Below are 18,835 nucleotides of genomic sequence, written 5' to 3' on the forward strand. Positions count from 1 at the left end.
TCAGAAGTCGAACGGCTCGAATTCCAGAGGGAAACGCATGCGCACAAGCGTTCCGCGCCCCTGGCGAAAAGGACTGAGGATCTCCAGTCCGTGATCCGTGCCAAAGTAATAACGAAGCCGGCTATCGATATTGTAGATCCCGATACTCTTACGCCCGCCGCGATCCGCCTCGCCGCGCAGAACCGCCTGCTTGCGCTCCGACGAAATGCCGTCACCGTTGTCGACGATGTCGATGATCAGCTCGACCCCGTCGCGGTAGGCGGAGATCTCGATCACGCCGCCGCTCTCGCGCGGCTCTATCGCATAACTGATGCAGTTCTCGACGATCGGCTGGAGCACCATGACCGGACAGAGCACGTCGAGAAACTCCTCCGGCACATCGAGCGAGAACTCGAAACGATCACCGACTCGAAGCTTCAGGAGATGAAGGTAATTGCGAACGTGCTCCACTTCCATTCGCAATGGCACGAATTGCGACCCACTCTTTTTCAGCACGTAACGCATCATCTCTGCAAAGGAATGCACCGTGTTTTCGGTTTCAGGTGCGTTTTCGACCAACGCCAGCCGGCCGATTGTGTTCAGGACGTTGAACAGGAAATGCGGGTTAACCTGGTAGGAAAGAGCCTGCAGTTCAGCCTCTCGCAGAAGCCTTTCAAGCTCTGCCCGCCGTTTCGATTCCTCCGCAAGCCTCAGGTTCTTTGCATAAAGCTCCTGTGCCACACCGCGGGAATAACTCTCCTCGACGATATGCGATGCGATATAAAACAACGAATAGGCAGCCGACCGGAGCTTCTCGTAGGTTACCTCGTTGATCCGGTGGTGCTCTTCCAGCAGCGGCTGATGCTCCCGCCACGACCCTTCGAAGGGAAAGATATTCGAAAGATCGACGAGACCGGTCGCACCTTCATCCGAGGTAAGCTTGACCTGGCCGCAAATGACCGCCCCGAGATATTCACCGCGCACGATGATGGGAGCCGCAAAATCGACCAGGCTGCAGTGGCATCGATAGATGGATGGCTCCCCGGTGGAGAGCGCGGTGCGACCACCCACGGCATCGCAGTGAAAACACCGTTCCCGCCACTCGGCCCGAGCTCGAACCGCCTGGCAGAATGCCGAAAACCCTGACGGCTTGGTGACCGGTACGCCTTCCGGATCAACGATTACCATCGCCACCCCGACCGCAGCGCTGAAATTGTCCTGGACCTTCTGGAGCATTTCGGTGCTCATCAGCTCCAGCAATCTCTTGCGTCGCGCAGCCTTGGTTGCCAGCGAATTTTCAGCCGGCCGATCTATCGCGGCCGGAAAGATCGTGATCTCCGGATTTATCTGCGGCACCACCTCCTCAGGCTGCCCGCTCGGTCGGTCTGCTCCCATGACCACCCCTCCGCGTCACGGCCGAAATGGCCGTAAGAAGCGGTTTTCTCGAATATCGGACGTCTCAGTCCAAGCACATCGATCATTCCGGATACGCTGAGCGGGAAAAGCTCGCGTATCGCCTCCTCAAGCAAAGCGGAATCTACCGACAATTTCTCCGCGGATGATACCGCCACCATTTCCGGTTCTTTCTGACCTATCGCAAAAGCCAGCGAAATTTCGCAATTTGTCGCAAGTCCGGCCGAAACGATATTTTTGGCGATATACCGCGCCATGTAGGCACCGGTTCGATCCACCTTGGTGGCATCCTTGCCGGAAAAGGCCCCTCCCCCATGACGGCCGATGCCGCCATAGGTATCGACAATGATCTTGCGCCCGGTAAGTCCGGTATCGGCCGCTGGCCCTCCCTTGACGAAACGCCCAGTGGGATTGATCAGAACCCGTGTATCGCGGGTCAGCCATCGCCCCATCACCGGCGCGATAACCTCTTCCAGCACACCGCGCAGCAATTGCTCGCGTTCGATCTCCGCCGAATGCTGGGTCGAGACCACGACGCTGATCAGCCTTTCCGGTCGGCCCTCTTTATCATGGGCGAATGTCACCTGCGCCTTGCCGTCCGGCCGCAGCCAGGCAAGACGTCCGCTCTTGCGCACCTCCGCCAGCCTGCGCGTCAGCTTGTGAGCAAAATCGATCGAGGCAGGCATCAGACTTTCGGTTTCATTGCTGGCGTAGCCGTAGAAAATCCCCTGGTCGCCGGCACCGAAATCCGTCTCGCGGACCACACCCTGTGCGATATCGGGCGACTGCTCATGCAGATCCACGAGGATGAAACACCCATCCGCATCGAAGCCCAGATTGGGATCGATATAGCCGATACGCCGGATCACATCACGCGCAACGCGGGTCACATCAACCGAAGCCCGCGACGTCACCTCGCCCGCGATATGGACTGTGTTGCCCGAAACCAAAACTTCGGCCGCCACGCGTGCCATCGGATCCTGCGCAAGATGGGCGTCGAGAATGGCGTCCGAAATCTGGTCGCAAACCTTGTCGGGGTGACCTTCCGTCACCGATTCTGCCGTCGTGTAGCGCGCGACCATGATCGCCTCCTTTATCCAGGCCCGGGATGCGGGTCCCGGGTCATCGTCTTTTTGGTTCAGCCGCCGATGACGCAATTGAAGCCAAGCCCTTCGACTGCCGCCTTGAACGGTGTCATGTCCTCTGGCTTGAGATTGGGAGCATCCGCCATCGGGTAAGGCCGGCCGAGCAGCTCGTATTTGTTTTCGCCATAGGTGTGGTAGGGCAGCAGATGCACGGTATCGACGCCCGGCATCAGCTTGGCGAAATTGCCGATCGCGGTAATCGCCTCGACGCTGTCATTTACCCCCGGCACGACCGGAATGCGCACCACCGTATGGGTGAGCGAGGCGATGCAGAGCGCGTTTTCGAGAATGATGCGGTTGTCGATACCGGTATTGGCCCGATGCACCGCCGGATCGATGGCCTTCAGGTCCATCAGCACGTGATCGACAAATGGAATGACATCACGAACGATCTCGCGGGTCGTGCAGCCCGTCGTCTCCATCGCCGTGTTCCAGCCCTGCTCATGGCAGGCCATCAAAAGGTTTTTGGCAAATTCGTGCTGGAACAGCGGCTCACCACCCGAAAGCGTGATCCCGCCACCGGAACGACGGTAATGATGCGCATCCTTGCGCAATTCCTGCATCACCTCGGCAATGCTCATCGTCTTTCCGGCGCGTTTCAATGCCTGTGTCGGACAGACTTTCGTACAGGCTCCGCACTTGATGCATTTGCTGCGGTCGACGAAATCGGGATTCTCATAGGCAATCGCCTTGGTCGGACAGACCGCCATGCACTGGCCGCATTTGATGCAGGCTGAACGGCGGTAGAACAGTTCCGGCTCGGGGTTCTGCGATTCCGGGTTGGAGCACCAGCGGCACCGCAGCGGGCAGCCTTTCAGAAACACGATCGTGCGCACACCCGGCCCGTCATGGATGGAATAGCGCTGGATGTCGAAGACGATGCCTTGCCTGTCGTAGTCGATCGCGGTCATTTCAATATCCTGTCTTTTTATGCCGGGTTCCGGCGCCTCCTCCGGCGCCGTTCAGAACTCGGACTGTTGTGCTGCTGCGATGGCATCCATCGCCATGCGGACGGACGAGGTCTCTCCCATGATGGCAAGCGAAGTGACGTGCTGCGGGCAGGTGCCGTAAAGTTCGACGGTGAAAACGCCCGCAGCCTTCAATGCGAGATCGGAGAAGTAGAAAAGGTCCGCCACCGGGATCTGCATCAGCCCGACGGAATCCACCCGGTTGGCCTGCACCCAGGCCCGGCCATGCGGTGGCATCCGTCGCTGCAGCATCTGCAACACGTCGGGATGCGGAGCGTTGATGATGCGGGTCGCCATGGCGGATCTCCTCTCTTCCGGTCTTATTCGAACGCTGGACGCCTGTGCGTCAGCGGACGTTCAGCGCCTCCACCATCACGCACTTGCGACGGCGGGCGAAGGATTTCGGCGATGTCAGGCCCTCACCGGTCGGCCCGGCAATGGTAAAGGTCGTGTAACCCTCGCCACCGACGCCGATGCCGGCATAGGACGGGCCATTCTTGACGAAGATCGTCGTCTGGATCAGCTTCGCCATCTTGGTGATCTTGCGCACATCGGTGGAATGGATCATCGCCGTGTGGCGGTTGCCATGCTCCAGCTCGACGGCAAGATCGATCGCCTCATCGACATCCCCTGCCCGCACCAGCGGCAGGATCGGCATCATCAACTCCTCCTGCACGAACGGATGATCCTTCGGCAGTTCGATCAGGATGACGCGGATGTCCGGACCGACCGAGATCCCGACCTTGTCGAGCAGATAGACGGCGCTCTTGCCAACGCAATTGGTCTGCGGCCCACCCTTCGCGGTCAGCACCAACTCTTCGAGCTTCTTCACGACAGCCATATCCTTGACCAGATAGGCGCCGTTCTTCTGCATCTGCGAGATCAGGAAATCGACGATCTGGCTGACCGCGATCACTTCCTTTTCCGCAATGCAGGGCAGGTTGTTGTCGAAACTGCAGCCGCTGACGATGTCCTTGGCGGCCTTTTCGATATCGGCGGTTTCATCGACGACGACCGGCGGGTTGCCGGCACCGGCACCGATGGCTTTCTTGCCGGTCGACATCACCGTCTTGACGATGGCCGGACCACCGGTTGCAACCAGCATACGCACCTTGGGATGCGCCATCATCGCATTGGTATTTTCAATCGACGGTGCCTGGACGGTTACAACGAGGTTTGCCGGTGCACCGAGGCTCGCAAGCTTGCGATTGATCAGCTTGATTGCCAGGAGCGACACGACTTTCGCACGCGGATGGGGGCTGAACACGACAGCATTGCCGGCTGCCAGCATGCCGATCGTATTGCAGATGATCGTTTCCGTCGGATTGGTGGTCGGCGTGATCGAACCGATGACGCCATAGGCGGAATATTCAACCAGCGTCAGGCCGCCATCGCCGCTTTCGGCTTCGGTTTTAAGATCCTCGATGCCGGGGGTCTTGGAGGCGGCCAGCCGGTTCTTGATCACCTTGTCGCTGGCATTGCCCATGCCAGTCTGTTCGACCGTCATCCTGGAAATCCGCTCCAGCATGACCGGATCCAGAAAGATATCGCGGATACCGTCGACAAAGCTTTTTCGCGCCGCCATCGAGCAGAACAGATATTGCCGCTGCGCTTCGGCGGCGGCTTCCACGGCCTCATCCATGCTGGCAAACACACCGTCGCCAAGGACGACTGCTTCCTCATCCGAAACATCGAGCGAGACCGATGTGGCAGACAAGGCGCAGTCACCGCGTTCGCAACAGGAGCAGTTCATCTCACCGGCGGACTTCGTCACCATTCCCTCGGCTACGATGCAGCCTTGGCTGAACGGCGCAGTAGGGTCAGCAGCTGGAGCAGATTTGGAACCGCCCATTTCCGCGATGATGCGCGCAACCGTATCTTCGACCGAGGATGCTGCACTCTTTACTGGAGGAGGAGCGGGAACAGGGGTCGGAGCCGAAGCGATTGCACCGTTGAACCCGGCAAGCACGCGATTGACGGCGGCGTTGATATCTTGGTCGTTCATAATCCTCTTCCTTCCTCGGGGACCGTTCCCCTTCTTTCGGGAAATCCATCGATCGCGTAGCGGGCGATCTCCATGTCTTCAGCGACCGTTCCGCCACTGATACCGATGGCACCGATCACGGCGCCTCCGACGCGGCAGGGAATGCCCCCGCCGAAAAGCACGACCTGGCCTTCGCCCGAGCCGTTGCCAACCCCGCTGCCCGTGTGACCCACGCCAAAAAGCATGCCGCCCGGCTGGGCGAGACACCCAAGTTCATCGGTTCCCATGCGATAGGCGGCAGAAGTCCAGGCTTTGGCGCTGGCAAGCTTGGTGCTTGCCGGCAGGCTGCCCTCCATTCGGTGAAACAGGATCGGCCGTCCTTCGGCATCGGCGATCGCGATGCAGACCGGCACCGACATCTGCCGCGCGCGGCTCTCCGCACGCGCCGCAATGGCGCAGGCATCGGCAAGCGAAATGCCGGTCGCAAACCCTCTGTCGGCAATACGCCCGGCAAGCTCGGCGGCGAGTGCCGCTTCGATCAATTGCAGGTCGCGGGGGGCGAAATTACGGGTGGCGAACATCGTTCACGCCTCCGTCTGTTTCGACTGTATCGACAATGCCGACAATCGTGGCATCGACCACGGACTGCTGCAGCGTGCCGGCAAAGCGGCTGGCGCTGCCGGATGTAACGATGACCGTCTCGCCCTTGCCTGCACCGACCGTATCGACGGCAATTAGCGTCTGGCCCTGCGGCTCCAACAATTCATTGAGCCGGGTAATGATCAGAAGTTTCGAACCCGAGAGGCTCGCATCCTTGGTCGTGGCGACCACCCGTCCGATAACCCTGGCGAGATACATGGCTTGATCCTCACTCCCTCACAAGCGCGATGTCGCGCGCGCGCAGTTCTTCCGCAGCGGCCGGCGTGACGATCACTGCATGACCGAGACGCAGTTCCGTCGCGTCCAGGCTGCGCGCCTCGCGCAGGCCGAACACGCCCTCGGTTCGGGCGGCAACGAGCTTCGGCGCAGTGATCGGGGCTGCCGACGATAGAGGCGTGGCGCCCTCGACGGCGACGGCAAGCCGCGCCGCCCAGCTCAATTCGATGCCGTAGTTCATCAGTGTCTGCAGATGGCCGCTCATCGTCGCCTGATAGGCCGCATTTGGCAGCAAGCCGCGCGCGCGCCGATCCCGTCCATTGGGGCAGCCGCCATCTCGGGCGGCGATGATGCGGACACCTCTTTCCAGTCCACCCTGCAGAATTTTCGACAGCAGATCGTCGGCAATGCCGAGCGCCACCTTGGCTGCAAGCGAAATGCTGAGTGTTGGAACCAATATGGTCGTATGCTGATCCAGAATATCCCCGGCCTTGCCTTCGACTTCGGCTGCTCCGAAACCGGCAAGCCGGTCCTTCAGAGATTGCCGTGCCTCCGGCGCAATGACCGTCTCGAATGCCCATCCCGCATCGCGAAGCTGCTGCAATTGTTCGAGCGCAGCCTCAAGCCCGAAATCCGTTTCCGCAAAAAGCAACAGCGCCGAGCGCGGCTTTGCTGGCACTCTGCCACCCATACGCGCGATGATGCGATCGGATAGCAGATCGAGGAGGATACGATCGAGAACGGCATCGATGCTCATGCCTGGCCTCCATCGTGATACATCGCGATCCCGAGCGGCGTAACCAGCAGCGGTTCGACGGGCTTGATGACCCGGCGTCCGGTATGACTGACGAGAACCGCAGCAAAATCCTTGAACGAGCAGGCGCCGCCGACGACATGGATCGTATCGACATAAGGGTAATCTGCGAGAAAGCCGGCAACGATGCGGCCCATCTTGTCGGCCACCGGCCGGATGATCGAGAAGACGTCCCGTTCAAGCGCGTGATTGAGCTTTTCAGCTTCGGCATCCTCGAAGGAGATTTTTCTCGCGCCGGCCAGAACCAGCGTCATATGCGTGCCGCCGGTCGGCTCGTCGAATGTGGCAACCACCTCGCCGTCCTTCAGGACCGAAATCCCCGTCGTGCCGCCGCCGACATCGACCACCGCACCGTTCTCAACGCCAAGCAGGCGCGCCGCGGCGGTCGGTTCATCGACAATCTCCGCCAGCTCGAAATCGGCCGATTCGACCACATGGCCGATCGCCTTCGCATTGGACGGATGCACGCCGGGTGGAATGGCGGTCGCAGCGCGAAGAAGCGGCTGACCGAGCCGTTCTTCGAGCTCTTCCTTCATGCGGCGGACAGCGTGAACCGCGCCGATATAATCGACGACGATCCCATCGCGCACGACGGTCGAGCGCCAGGACGTTCCGGCCACCGGATTATTGTCCGCATCGACCACCGAAAGCACCAGATTGGCCGTGCCGAGATCGACGCCAACTTTCAGCCGGCCGGGCGCCCATTCCGGCTGCGGCACGATCGTGCCCTGCCGGACGAGTTCCCCGAAAGCCTTGAGTTTGCTGTCGATGCTCGACATGACTTCTCTCCGATCAGACCTTGCGGATCCGCACCATCGCGTCGTTCTTCAGGCCGAATGCATTGGCCTCCTCGACGTCGATATGCATTTCCATGAATGAGGCTTCGGCCGCGCGGATCGTGACATTGTGCATGATGCCGCCGCGCACGCCGCCGACCTCGACATCGACCTCTTCGCCATTCTTCAAGCCGAGCTTTGCGGCTTCAGCCGGCAGCATATGGATGTGGCGGAGCGCCACGATCACGCCGCTCTCCTTCTTGATCGCTCCATAGGGGCCGATCACCTCTATGCCCGGCGACTGTTCCAGTTTTCCCGACATCCGCAGCGGCGGCTTGATACCGAGGGTGAACCCGTCGGCAACAGAAACCTCGATCTGCGTTTCCTTGCGCAGCGGCCCGAGCACCCGCACCTTGGCGATCTGCCCCTTGGGGCCGCGGATCGTCACCGTTTCTTCCGCCGCATACTGGCCGGGCTGTTTCATCGCCTTCATCCGCGTCAGTTCGGATCCTGGGCCGAAAAGCGCGTCCATGTCCGGCCGGGAAAGATGGATGTGGCGGTTCGACACGCCGATCGGCACAAGCCACGGATCGCGGTCCTCGGCGCCTTTTGCGGCAGGTTTTGCCTGCTCTGCCGAGGCGGTGAGGCTCTGTGCCAGAAGCTCGGCGATCACGCGGTCGATCATGGGGCTGTTGATTTGCATTATGGTGTCCTGTTCGTCCTGGCCCGACATGACGACCGGGCCTTTCATGGGCGCAACGATCCACCCGGCGGTGTTGCCGCCGGCCTTCGCTGTCACCTGAAATTCTCGTCTGTTTGGCGCTGACTACCGCCGGCGATGGCGACGATCGGCGCGGGATTGCGCATGGCTTGCAGCTTGGGGTGCCGGCTCAGCCGCCACCTCGACCTCAGGCTCCACGGAAGCCTCGGCAACGGCCGGGACTTCCGGCTCTACCGATGCGACTTCTTCTACCGGAGCTTCAGCGGCTTCGGTCACCGGAGTTTCCGGCTCAGGCGATAGATCGTCTGCAACAACATCCTCGACCGCCAGAGAAACCTCCGGGGAAACCTCCGCCGCAGCAACCGCTGCGGCAGGTGGTTTCAGACCGACAGTGGACCCGCTTTCCACGATCTTGCCCAGTCCGTTTGCGGGACGGGCAATCACGCTGGTTGATACAACCGTTCCCACACGTGAAGCTTCTGCAGCGGCTGCGGAAACCGCAGCCTTGACGGCCCCGACATCCCCCCGAACCTTGACGACTGTCATGCCGTCGCCATTGGCAAGCTCGTAGCCCACCAGCGTGACATTGGCGGATTTCACCGCCGCATCGGCGGCAGCCACTGCAGCCGTCAATCCGATGGTCTCGATCAATCCAAGGCTTTCCTGCAACATGACAGTCTCCTTTCAGGGTCAGATATACGGCTTGGTCGAGGAGACCACCGCCGCCGGATCAAGCGTCCCGAGTACCTGCTTGCCGACATCGCGTGCGGCGCGGATGGCCTGACGGACAGCACCGGAATCGCCACTGAACAGGAAGATGGCTTCGTTCGAGTAACTCGTTCCGCCATTGCCTGGAGACGCAAAACCGGTCGGTACGACGGTTGCGGCCTTTGCGGCGGTATCGGCCAGAAGCACGCCGATTGCGGCGGGAGAGCCGACCGTGATGCCGAATGCCTGTCCGAGCGGTGCCCCGAAGGCCTTGTTCAGCGCATAGCTGGCGCGGGCGGTATACTGGAATTCCAGGTGGCCGGCCGGCGTTCCGTAGACGTCGCCGAAGGTACGATCGAGTTCCGACAGCGTCACTTCGACGGCACGGCGGGCGTCGGAAACGTCCTCGGCGCCGAAGATGATCAAGCTGCCATGGCCGCCGCCGCCTTCCGTGTCGCGCGGCAGTTCGATCAGCAGCACTTCACTGTTGGTGGCCTTCACCGCTTCGTCTGCAGCAAAGATATGCGGACCTGCGCCGGTACGTGCGCCGACAATGCCGATCGACCGGTATTTCTTGTCGATCTTCATCTGCTCGTGCAAGAGCGGGTCTACATTGGCAATCACCAGACCGACCGTATGCCCGATAGCCGTGCCGACGAATTCGGTGAGATTACAGGCCTTCGGCGCCGTGGTGCGGGCAGCCGGCTTCTCAGCGGGAGAGGCGGCCGGGGCCGGGGAGCTTTCGCTCCCACCCATCTTCCGGATCACCTCGTCCATGAGTTTTTCGACAAGAGCATCCTGCATTGTCGATCCTCCTTTGTGTGTTCAGGGGTTCAGGCGACCTTGCTTTCCGGCAGGATCTTTTCGACCTCAGTGTGAGGACGCGGGATCACGTGGACGGAAACAACCGTGCCGACCTTTTCGGCGGCGACGGCACCGGCATCGGTGGCGGCCTTGACTGCGCCGACATCGCCGCGGACCATAACCGTGACAAGGCCGGAACCGATCTTTTCATAACCGACCATGGCGACGTTAGCCGACTTGACCATGGCATCGGCGGCTTCGATGGCAGCAACCAGACCTTTGGTTTCGACCATTCCGAGAGCTTCCTGTTGCATGACTTAACTCCTTAGCGTTTCGGTGTTCAGACGTTGATGTGATGACCGTTTCTCGCGGGTTGGACTAAAATCGTCGGCCCCCTCCCTCCCGGCCTAGCCCCCGGCCCGGCCGAGAAGCATGGAAAGCTCCCCGAGCGTGGGCCTGCGTGGGTTTCCTGCGGTGCAGGCGTCCGCCATGGCGGCCGCTGCCATATCGGGCATTGCCCGACGATATTCCTCGGCATCCATGCCGAAGCCACGAAGCGTGGACGGGATGGAGAACCGTTGATTGAGTGCCTGGATCGCACGGATCAGCGCGATGACCCCGGCCCTCACGCTCGGCACGTCCAGCCCGATGCGCGAAGCGATGCGTGCATAGCGGCCGGCGGTCTCGCGGCAGCCCGGCGCATCGTCCTCAAGCCCCGCATTCCAGGCAATCACATGCGGCAGAAGCACCGCATTGATGCGCCCATGGACGAGATGCATCCGCCCGCCGATCGCATGCGCAAGACCATGGCTCACCCCGAGGCCCGCTTCGCTGAAGGCAAGGCCGGCAAGGCAGGAGGACTGATGCATCGCATCGCGTGCCTGCATGTCATTGCCGTCGTCATAGGCGCGCGGCAGGTTGGCGAAGGCGAGTTCCAGCGACTTTTCGGCAAAGGCGTCGGTAAAATGCGATGCGCCATTGGCAACCACAGCCTCAAGCGCATGGGTGATGACATCCATGCCCGTATCCGCCGTCACTTTCGGTGGCGCCGTGCGGACGAATTCGGGATCGAGGATCGCCACATCCGGCACCATCTCTTTTGCGATCAGCGGGAATTTCTTGCCCTTTGCCGGATCGGAGATGATGGCGAATGAGGTCACTTCCGACCCCGTGCCGCTGGTCGTCGGAATGGCGACGAATTCAATAGTTTGGGCCGTATCCGTAGCGCGAACCACAGACAGGATGGCCTTGGCCGCATCGATCGGCGACCCGCCGCCGAGCGCCAGAAGCACCTGCGGACGGAATTCGGCAAAGATACCGGCCCCCTTGGTCACGGTTGCAATCGGCGGCTCGGGAATGGCCTCGTCGAAAACCTTGACCTCGCAGCCATCGAGATAACGCAGCACCCGCTCCAGCGGACCGGATTTCGCCATGAAGGCATCGGTGACGATCCCGACCCGCTGCCCGCGATAGGCATGCAGCCGGTCAAGCAACCCTTCGCCGAACACGATCTCGGTCCGGGGGGAGAAGCTTTTGTAGGAAGGCATATGTCACCTGTTGCAGTTCGGGATTGACGGTATTGTTCGGTCTGGTGTTGCCCGGGCGGGCTTGGGACCCGCCCAGGCTGTTTCTTGATCCCGACCCCGCTTCAGGCGGGGTAGGGATTGCCGTCTCAGAAATGCTGTTCCGTACGGCTGATGATGTCGTCCTGCACTTCCTTGGCGAGCACGACGAACTGGGCGGAGTAACCGGCCACGCGAACCACGAGATCGCGATAGGCTTCCGGGTCCTTCTGGGCTGCGAGCAGCGTATCGCGGTCAACGACGTTGAACTGTACGTGCATGCCCTTCTGGTCGAAGTAGGAGCGGACCAGCGAGGCGAAGTTGCGCAACCCGTTGTCACCGGCGAGAGCCGAGGGCAGGAACTTCTGGTTATACAGCGTGCCGTTGGAGGCAATGAAGTGGTCGAGCTTGGCAACCGAGTTTGCCGCAGCCGTCGGTCCCAGATGGTCCTTGCCCTGGCGGGGCGAGACACCGTCTGCAAGCGGAGCCTTGGCCGGACGGCCGTCAGGCAATGCACCGACATCCTTGCCGAACAACACGTTGGCCGAGACCGGATAGATACCGGCCTGGAACTGGCCACCGCGCGGGTTCTTGTACTTCTCGACTTCGAGGCAATAGATCTGGGCGCATTTGCGGGCGATCAGATCGACGTCGTCGATGTCGTTGCCGAAGCTTTCGGCCGAGTCGAGCAGGCGGCGAATGCCGTCATATTTCGATGAGCCGGCAGGCGCCGTGATCGTATCGGTCGATAGCGTGCGATAGACCTCTTCCTTCAGCGCCGTCACATCCATCGACCTGTTGGACGAAAGCACCTTGCGGACGGCCTCGTAGATCTGGCCTTCCGTCAGTTCGCCACCGCCGGCCGTATTGGCCTTCTGGCCGATGGCAAGCCCGAAATTGGCGTCGAGCGCTTCCTTCAGTTCGGCCATGGAGATCTTCTTTTCGTCGAAGACGAACTTCTTCATGGCGTAGACGGAGTCACCCGTGTCGGCGACACCGAAGGCCTGCGGACCGGTGAAGTTGTAGAGCGCTCCACCTTCCTGCAGCGACTTGCCCCGTCCCATGCAGTCTTCGACCATCGGAGACAGGAACGGCAGCGGTGCACGCTCGCCATGGGCGATGTCGACGCAGTTGTCGGCTTCGGCCAGATATTTGACGAAGAAGGCCATCTGCTTGTTGAAGGCGTCATAGAAGTCTTCGATCGAGGTCCAGCGCTTCGGATCGCCGGTGACCGGGCCGAGCTGGGTCGAGCCCACCTTGCCGTCGTTCAGCGTGATCTCGAGAACCTTGGCGACGTTGAAGAAGGCAGCGTCGTGCCAGCCTTCGGTCTTGTGGATTGCCTGCGGTTCGACGCAGCCGACAATGCCGTAATCGCGGGCATCGGCCAGCGAGACACCGCGGTTCTGCAGCGCCGGAATGATGACTTCGTCGTTATAGACAGCCGGAACGCCAAGACCGAGACGGATGACTTCCGCGGCACGGTAGAGGAATTCGTCCGGCGTGCCCTGCCAGACACGGATGGAGAAGGACGGTGCCGGCAGGCGGCAATGAACCGTTGCTTCCATGCACATGTAGGAGACGTCATTGGTCGCATCGCGGCCTTCCGGCGTCTGGCCACCGACGCAGAGATTCTGGAACACGGCATAACCGGCAAAGGCCTGGGCCGAGACTTCGTCGCGGGTCTTGTTGACGTCGTTGAGCTTGATCCAGATGCAGTCGATCAGTTCCTGGGCGAACTCACGGCTGATCGACGTGTCGGCCTTGAGGAAGGGATACATGTACTGGTCGAAACGGCCGGGCGAGATCGAGTGGCCCGAGGATTCGATCTGCAGCATGCACTGGATGAACCACATCGTCTGGCAGGCTTCCCAGAAGTTGGAAGCCGGATATTCAGGCACGAGGCGGCAGTTCTTGGCGATCTGCTCCAGTTCGGCCCGGCGCGTCGGGTTGCTTTCGCGACCGGCCAGTTCCTGGGCCTTTGCAGCGTAGCGATGCGCAAAGTCTATTGCAGCCTTATAGGAAATGATGACGGCGTTATAGAACTGCTGCTTCTTGATATAGGACGGATCCATCTGGTCGAGCGCTTCGAGGTGCCGGACCGCTTCTGCAATCACGCCACTGAAGCCGATGTTGAGGATCTTGCCGTAATCGACGCAGACATGGCCGACACCGCCGTAGAAATAGTTGCCGACCGTGAAGACGCCGTTGGCGATGCAGTCCTTGGCCTTCTGCGACATGTAGGATGAAGCGAGATCGCTCGTCGTGCGGCCCGGCCAGTATTTGAAGGCCTCACGCAGTTCGTCTGCCGTCTGCTTCGGGATTTCGAAAGGATCGGCAACACGCGTTGCCATGGTCTCGAATTCCTTCTCTACCCAGTCGAAGGAGAATTCCGGGCAGATTTCGGTCGAGCGCGGGTTCTTGGTGATGGCGCCGACGACCAGTTCGTCGTCACGGATCGTCACCGGCAGCTCGTTAAAGATCTTCTCGACCACCTTGGCGCGGCGAAGGATTGGCGGCAGACCTTCGGTTTCCTTGTAGGCCTGGGTCGCCAGCACAGCGCGCTCGGACTCGACATGCGGCCGCGCGTCGATGATCTGTTTCTTCAACCGCAATATGCGGTCGGTCGGTTTGGAAAAGCCCTTCTCAATCATTACGTCCTCCAGGAGTGAATGTCGTTCCCACGGCCTCAAGCCAGCGGGAGCGCGTCTTGCAGTTCAGGGTATTGGGCAGTTCAGAATGGTGGGAGAAACCAGCTGCACGAAGCCGCGCATCAGTTTCGGATGTGCCAGCCAAGCCGGCGCGGTTACGAGGTTTCCATCGGTCACGGCATCATCGGCCGCGATCGAAACGAAATTACCGCCAGCCAACCGAACCTCCGGTTCGACGGCGGGATAGGCTGTCAGCTTGCGCCCGCGCACCACATCGGCGGCGGTCAGCAATTGCGGGCCATGACAGATAGCGGCCACCGGCCGGTTCCCTTCCATGAAAGCCCTTATGATGTTCAGCACCTGTTTATCGAGGCGCAGATATTCGCAGGCCCGGCCACCGGCGAGATAAAGACCGGAGTAATTCTCCGGCTCGACCAGAGCGAAATCGGCATTGATCCGGAACAGGTGTCCGGGCTTTTCCGAATAGGTCTGGTCGCCCTCGAAATCGTGGATCGCGGTCTTGACCATCTCGCCCCGACGCTTGCCGGGACAGACTGCGTCAACCTGAAGGCCGAGCATCTGCAAGGCCTGAAACGGCACCATCGCTTCATAATCCTCGGTATAGTCACCGACGATCATCAGGATCTTGTTGTCGCTGGGCTTTGCCATGAATTTCACTATCTGCCGGGATCGCCCAACGGCCATTCACTGGTCGTTTGGTCCGGCACCTCCTGTCGAAAAAGGTAGGCCCGCCGCACCTCAAGGGTCAACGAGACCGTCTTGACCAGCGCGGGTAAATAATTGACCTGACAGGGAAAATCGGAAAACACCTTAGAAATGAGGTGGTTCGGACCATCATCGGCGCAATTCGGCGAAAAGCGCATGACAAGGGATCACCACATGCGGTGTTTTCTTGTCATCGCAGCAAGCACTGGGGACGCTTCCGAGGCCGTCCTGCACCGCTCAAAAGCCTGCGACCAAAAGCGCAAGTCACTGATTTTGATAAAAATTTTTCCGAACTACTGACATCGGAGTGTCGGCTGTCAAGAAACTACCCTTCGAGGCCAAACCTGTTGCGTTGACCCGTTCGAGCGCGTCTCGATAATCTTCGCCTTGATCGACATTCCTTAAAAACATGGGACTCGCAAGACGCGTCAGCGATTGCGGCGGCTGGGCAGTTGCGCTCAGCCGGTGGGAACATGCGCGCGGAGAGGCTGGGATGTCCGATCGGGACAGAAGAGAGAGGTGTCCACGAGATTTGGACAGGTGACGGCCGGGGCGGCACGTATCGTGCCACCGGCATCCCAAGGAGGAAATGGAATGACAATGCTCGGTCTGCTCGTCGCCTTTGGCGGCGGGATTTTCGGCGCCGCAATCGGCGCCTTGCCTGCTTTCGCCTTCGTCGGCATCCTGACGATGCTTGGCGTCGGCATCCAGCTTGCGGTTGCCCCCGCGGCGACGGATTTCTTCGGCATCCCTTTCGGTGTGTTCGGCCCCCATGTCGGTGGCTTCGCCTCGGGTGTTGCCGCAGCAGCCTATGCCGCCAGCAAGGGTAAGCTTGATACCGGCCGCAATATCGTGACTGCCGGCATGGGCCTCAACAGCCCGGATGTACTTCTTGTCGGCGGCGCCTTCGGCATTGTCGGCTATGTAGTTTTCTGGCTGCTCACCATGGTGCCGAATTTTTCGCCGACGCTCGCCTGGACTGACCTGCCCGGCATGACCGTCGTCATCTCGGCCTTCATCGCCCGTTTCATCTGGGGCACCTGCGGCCTGTGCGGCAAGGCAGAACCCGGTCGCAAGTTCTTCGAACCGACCGATGCGACCAAGTGGCTGGTCTTCCAGAGCGGTGTCGGCCAGCTGGTGATGATCGGTATCGGTGGCGGCCTGCTTGGAGGATGGCTTGGGCTAACCTATGGCACGCCGGGCGCGCTTTTAGCCTTCGGCATCGCCGCATCCAGCCTGCTGTTCCTGACTGTCGGGGTGCTGACGCCGGTGACCCACCATATTATGCTGCCGGCTGCCATCGTCGGCGCATCGTCCGGCAGTATCATCTGGGCCGCAATCGCCGGTCTCGTCTGTGCCTTCGTCGGTGAATTTTTCGCCCGGCTGTTTCTCTGCCATGGCGACACGCATATCGACCCGCCAGCCTGCACCATCGCGCTGATGACGCTGGTCTTCAACGGGCTGACTTTCCTCGGTTTCTGGGCACTTATCCCAATTCCGGTCTGAGAAGGGCCTGCCGGCCCAGGCGGTGCGATAATCCCTCCCGATCGCGCCGCCGCCATTTTATCTTTAATCGTGAAGGACGTGCCCCGAAACAGGTCGGGGCACGTTTTTTGTTCGGCTCAGGCCTTGTCGAGGAACGCCTGCAGGCGGTCGAAGGAGAAGGCTTCTTCGGTCAGGTAACGGAAATCCTCGACAACCTTGGCCCGCAGCTCGGGCGTATCGATCGAGCGGCCCCAGAAGGACGTTTCCTGCAGATAGGCAGCAACCACGGCCTCGACGTCACCGAGCGCGCCGATCGCCTTGATCTTTTCGACCACTTCGAGTGCATCACGTGGCGGCAAGGAATCTGCGCCCTTGAACTTGCCGAGATAGAAAGCCAGCCACGAGGCGAGCGACAGCGTCATCAGCGGTGCCGGCTTGCCGAACTTTTCTTGATAGGCAAGCAAGCGCTCCAGATTGCGCGTCTGGTATTTGACGATGCCGTTGAGGCTGATGTCATACCAGAGGTGCCGGATATAAGGGTTCTGGAACCGGCGCAGCACGGCTGCGGCAAACTCCTCCAGCTCCGCCTTGGGCAGCGTCAGAAACGGGATGACTTCTTCGTTCAACAGCCGGTCGAGGAATTTCGCACCCGCAGGCTGCGTGACCGCCTCGCCGACAGATTCAACGCCTGCCAGCAGCGAGAGCGCGCAAAGACCGGTATGCGCGCCATTGAGGATCGCCACCTTCCGCGCCTTGTAGGGCGTCGCGTCCTCGACGACGAGTGTTCCCTCATCATATTCGGCAAGCGGGATCCTCAGATCCGGCATGCCCGGCTTCTTTTCGATGACGAAGAAATGGAAGAGTTCGGCCGCCGACATGAACTTGTCTTCGTATCCGAGTTCCTGCATCAGCGCATCTGCCTCGGCGCGAGGATAACCGGGCACGATGCGGTCGACCAGCGTGTTGTAGAAGGCATTGTCCTTCTCCAGCCAAGTGATGAAGACAGGATCGAGTTTCCATTCGTTTGCATGCTGCAGAACGATGCGCCGCAATTCATCACCATTATGGTCGATCAATTCGCAGGCAATCATCTGCAACCCGGCTTCCGCCTTGCCGCCAAACGCCGTCCAGCGCTCATAGAGGAAACGGGTCAGCTTGCCGGGGAAGGACACCTGCGGCGCATCATCGAATTTGACCGTCGGCACATAGGCAATGCCGGCATCGGTCGTATTCGAGACGACGACGGTGATGTTGGCATCATGTGCCAGAGCCAGCACGTCCTTCCAGCTTTCGTGCGAAGGGATCTCCTGGCGCACGCAGGCGATCAGCCGCGGCTCGGAAATCTTCTCGCCGGCCTCGTTCATGCCGCGGGAGAGGACCGTGTAGACGCCATCCTGTTCGTTCAGCGTGAAGGGCAAACCGCCGGCGATCGGGCGAAGCACGATGACACCCCAGTCGGAACCGGCCTTCTCGTTCAGAAGGTCGATCTTCCAATCGACGAAAGAGCGCAGGAAATTGCCTTCTCCCCATTGCAGAACGCGCGGGGTCGGCCGGGCGCGGCCCTTGAGAAAGCTCTCATCGAGACGTTTCATATATCTTTTTCCTTGATGCAAAGGCATTGATGAAAGAGTGACCCGCGATTTGAAGATGACGAGATCGTAGATGTCTTTGATCTCGCAACGTGTCACCGCACATTTCGCAACTTTCGGGACATATTCGATGTCTTGCATGGAGCTACATTCACGCAAGTTTGCGAAACGCCGCAATATGGCGTGCCGCTCGGGCACTTTGGCGAGCTGCGATCACTGCGCCACCAGGAACGGCCGCTCCGCTAGCCGCGATAAACAAGCCGGAAATGTCCTCAAAAACAAAAAAAGCCCCAGATGGGGCTTGTTCAATATTTGGGGGAGAAGCGGATCTCTGGATCCTTGGTCGTCGGCAGGCATAACGGATCCGCTTGGTATATCCTGCATGTTTCCCTCGCTTTCATGGCTTGGGTAGTATGGCACGGACTGCGATACAACGGCGAGCTTTGGGTCAGCGAGATGTTTTGGATGCGGCCACCATTGGCATGATGTATTTTTGGCTTTTGGATAATTTTGGTTGCGGGGGCAGGATTTGAACCTGCGGCCTTCAGGTTATGAGCCTGACGAGCTACCGGGCTGCTCCACCCCGCGCCAAGCGCAAATCCGAGATCGGATTTGTCGCGACTGCATAAACCGCAAT

17 protein-coding genes, 1 tRNA gene and 1 pseudogene are annotated in these 18,835 nt (G+C 60.3%); 1 reads left to right on the plus strand and 18 read right to left on the minus strand.

Annotated features, from left to right (window positions below):
- The 16 genes and pseudogenes from ACI3K0_RS23130 to ACI3K0_RS23205 form a co-directional block, all read right to left on the minus strand.
- Positions 1-1,374 (minus strand): PocR ligand-binding domain-containing protein, encoded by a 1,374-nt coding sequence (locus tag ACI3K0_RS23130; protein ID WP_286194994.1) that lies wholly within the window; start codon positions 1,372-1,374, stop codon positions 1-3.
- Positions 1,323-2,474: a methionine adenosyltransferase gene (gene metK, locus ACI3K0_RS23135; protein ID WP_404946333.1), complete on the minus strand. Its 1,152-nt coding sequence runs from the start codon at positions 2,472-2,474 to the stop codon at positions 1,323-1,325. The genes ACI3K0_RS23130 and metK overlap by 52 nt, the downstream gene beginning before the upstream one ends.
- A 56-nt stretch (positions 2,475-2,530) precedes the next feature.
- Positions 2,531-3,448 (minus strand): glycyl-radical enzyme activating protein, encoded by a 918-nt coding sequence (locus ACI3K0_RS23140; protein WP_206827934.1) that lies wholly within the window; start codon positions 3,446-3,448, stop codon positions 2,531-2,533.
- A gap of 51 nt (positions 3,449-3,499) precedes the next feature.
- Complete coding sequence (locus ACI3K0_RS23145) at positions 3,500-3,802, minus strand: BMC domain-containing protein (protein ID WP_148147694.1); 303 nt, start codon at positions 3,800-3,802, stop codon at positions 3,500-3,502.
- Between the two features lie 49 nt (positions 3,803-3,851).
- The gene (locus ACI3K0_RS23150) at positions 3,852-5,510 is read right to left on the minus strand and encodes an aldehyde dehydrogenase family protein (protein ID WP_404946334.1); all 1,659 of its coding nucleotides are present in this window, start codon (positions 5,508-5,510) and stop codon (positions 3,852-3,854) included.
- Positions 5,507-6,070 (minus strand): heme-binding protein, encoded by a 564-nt coding sequence (locus ACI3K0_RS23155; RefSeq protein ID WP_404946335.1) that lies wholly within the window; start codon positions 6,068-6,070, stop codon positions 5,507-5,509. Before ACI3K0_RS23155 ends, ACI3K0_RS23150 begins: the two co-directional genes overlap by 4 nt.
- On the minus strand, positions 6,054-6,347 hold the full coding sequence (locus ACI3K0_RS23160; RefSeq protein ID WP_404946336.1) for a EutN/CcmL family microcompartment protein: 294 nt from the start codon (positions 6,345-6,347) through the stop codon (positions 6,054-6,056). The genes ACI3K0_RS23155 and ACI3K0_RS23160 overlap by 17 nt, the downstream gene beginning before the upstream one ends.
- 10 nt (positions 6,348-6,357) lie before the next feature.
- On the minus strand, positions 6,358-7,122 hold the full coding sequence (locus ACI3K0_RS23165) for a hypothetical protein (RefSeq protein WP_404946337.1): 765 nt from the start codon (positions 7,120-7,122) through the stop codon (positions 6,358-6,360).
- Positions 7,119-7,958, minus strand: a complete 840-nt coding sequence (eutJ, locus tag ACI3K0_RS23170; protein WP_404946338.1) for an ethanolamine utilization protein EutJ — start codon at positions 7,956-7,958, stop codon at positions 7,119-7,121. Before eutJ ends, ACI3K0_RS23165 begins: the two co-directional genes overlap by 4 nt.
- 13 nt (positions 7,959-7,971) lie before the next feature.
- A complete protein-coding gene (locus tag ACI3K0_RS23175; protein WP_404946339.1) occupies positions 7,972-8,754 on the minus strand; it encodes a phosphate propanoyltransferase in 783 nt (260 codons plus the stop codon).
- A gap of 324 nt (positions 8,755-9,078) precedes the next feature.
- A pseudogene (locus tag ACI3K0_RS23180) lies at positions 9,079-9,348 on the minus strand (BMC domain-containing protein); the annotation flags it as partial.
- A gap of 18 nt (positions 9,349-9,366) precedes the next feature.
- Entirely contained in the window at positions 9,367-10,188 is an 822-nt protein-coding gene (pduB, locus tag ACI3K0_RS23185; protein ID WP_404946340.1) for a propanediol utilization microcompartment protein PduB, read from the minus strand.
- A gap of 29 nt (positions 10,189-10,217) precedes the next feature.
- Positions 10,218-10,502, minus strand: a complete 285-nt coding sequence (gene pduA, locus ACI3K0_RS23190) for a propanediol utilization microcompartment protein PduA (RefSeq protein ID WP_183994481.1) — start codon at positions 10,500-10,502, stop codon at positions 10,218-10,220.
- Between the two features lie 93 nt (positions 10,503-10,595).
- Complete coding sequence (locus tag ACI3K0_RS23195) at positions 10,596-11,735, minus strand: 1-propanol dehydrogenase PduQ (RefSeq protein ID WP_404946341.1); 1,140 nt, start codon at positions 11,733-11,735, stop codon at positions 10,596-10,598.
- A 125-nt stretch (positions 11,736-11,860) separates the two neighbouring features.
- Entirely contained in the window at positions 11,861-14,401 is a 2,541-nt protein-coding gene (locus ACI3K0_RS23200) for a glycyl radical protein (RefSeq protein WP_404946342.1), read from the minus strand.
- Between the two features lie 63 nt (positions 14,402-14,464).
- Entirely contained in the window at positions 14,465-15,067 is a 603-nt protein-coding gene (locus ACI3K0_RS23205) for a DJ-1/PfpI family protein (RefSeq protein ID WP_404946343.1), read from the minus strand.
- Positions 15,068-15,718: 651 nt separating this feature from the next.
- Between ACI3K0_RS23205 and ACI3K0_RS23210 the strand changes: the two genes are divergently transcribed.
- Positions 15,719-16,630 (plus strand): permease, encoded by a 912-nt coding sequence (locus tag ACI3K0_RS23210; protein WP_183994471.1) that lies wholly within the window; start codon positions 15,719-15,721, stop codon positions 16,628-16,630.
- Between the two features lie 116 nt (positions 16,631-16,746).
- On the opposite strand, the gene ACI3K0_RS23215 is transcribed toward ACI3K0_RS23210, so the two are convergent.
- Both ACI3K0_RS23215 and ACI3K0_RS23220 read right to left on the minus strand, forming a co-directional pair.
- Positions 16,747-18,201, minus strand: a complete 1,455-nt coding sequence (locus ACI3K0_RS23215; protein WP_404946344.1) for a tagaturonate reductase — start codon at positions 18,199-18,201, stop codon at positions 16,747-16,749.
- A 508-nt stretch (positions 18,202-18,709) separates the two neighbouring features.
- A tRNA-Met gene (locus tag ACI3K0_RS23220) sits at positions 18,710-18,786 on the minus strand.
- Positions 18,787-18,835: the final 49 nt, after the last annotated feature.

It is taken from the genome of Rhizobium sp. ZW T2_16, from assembly GCF_044987325.1.
GTDB lineage: Bacteria > Pseudomonadota > Alphaproteobacteria > Rhizobiales > Rhizobiaceae > Neorhizobium > Neorhizobium cellulosilyticum.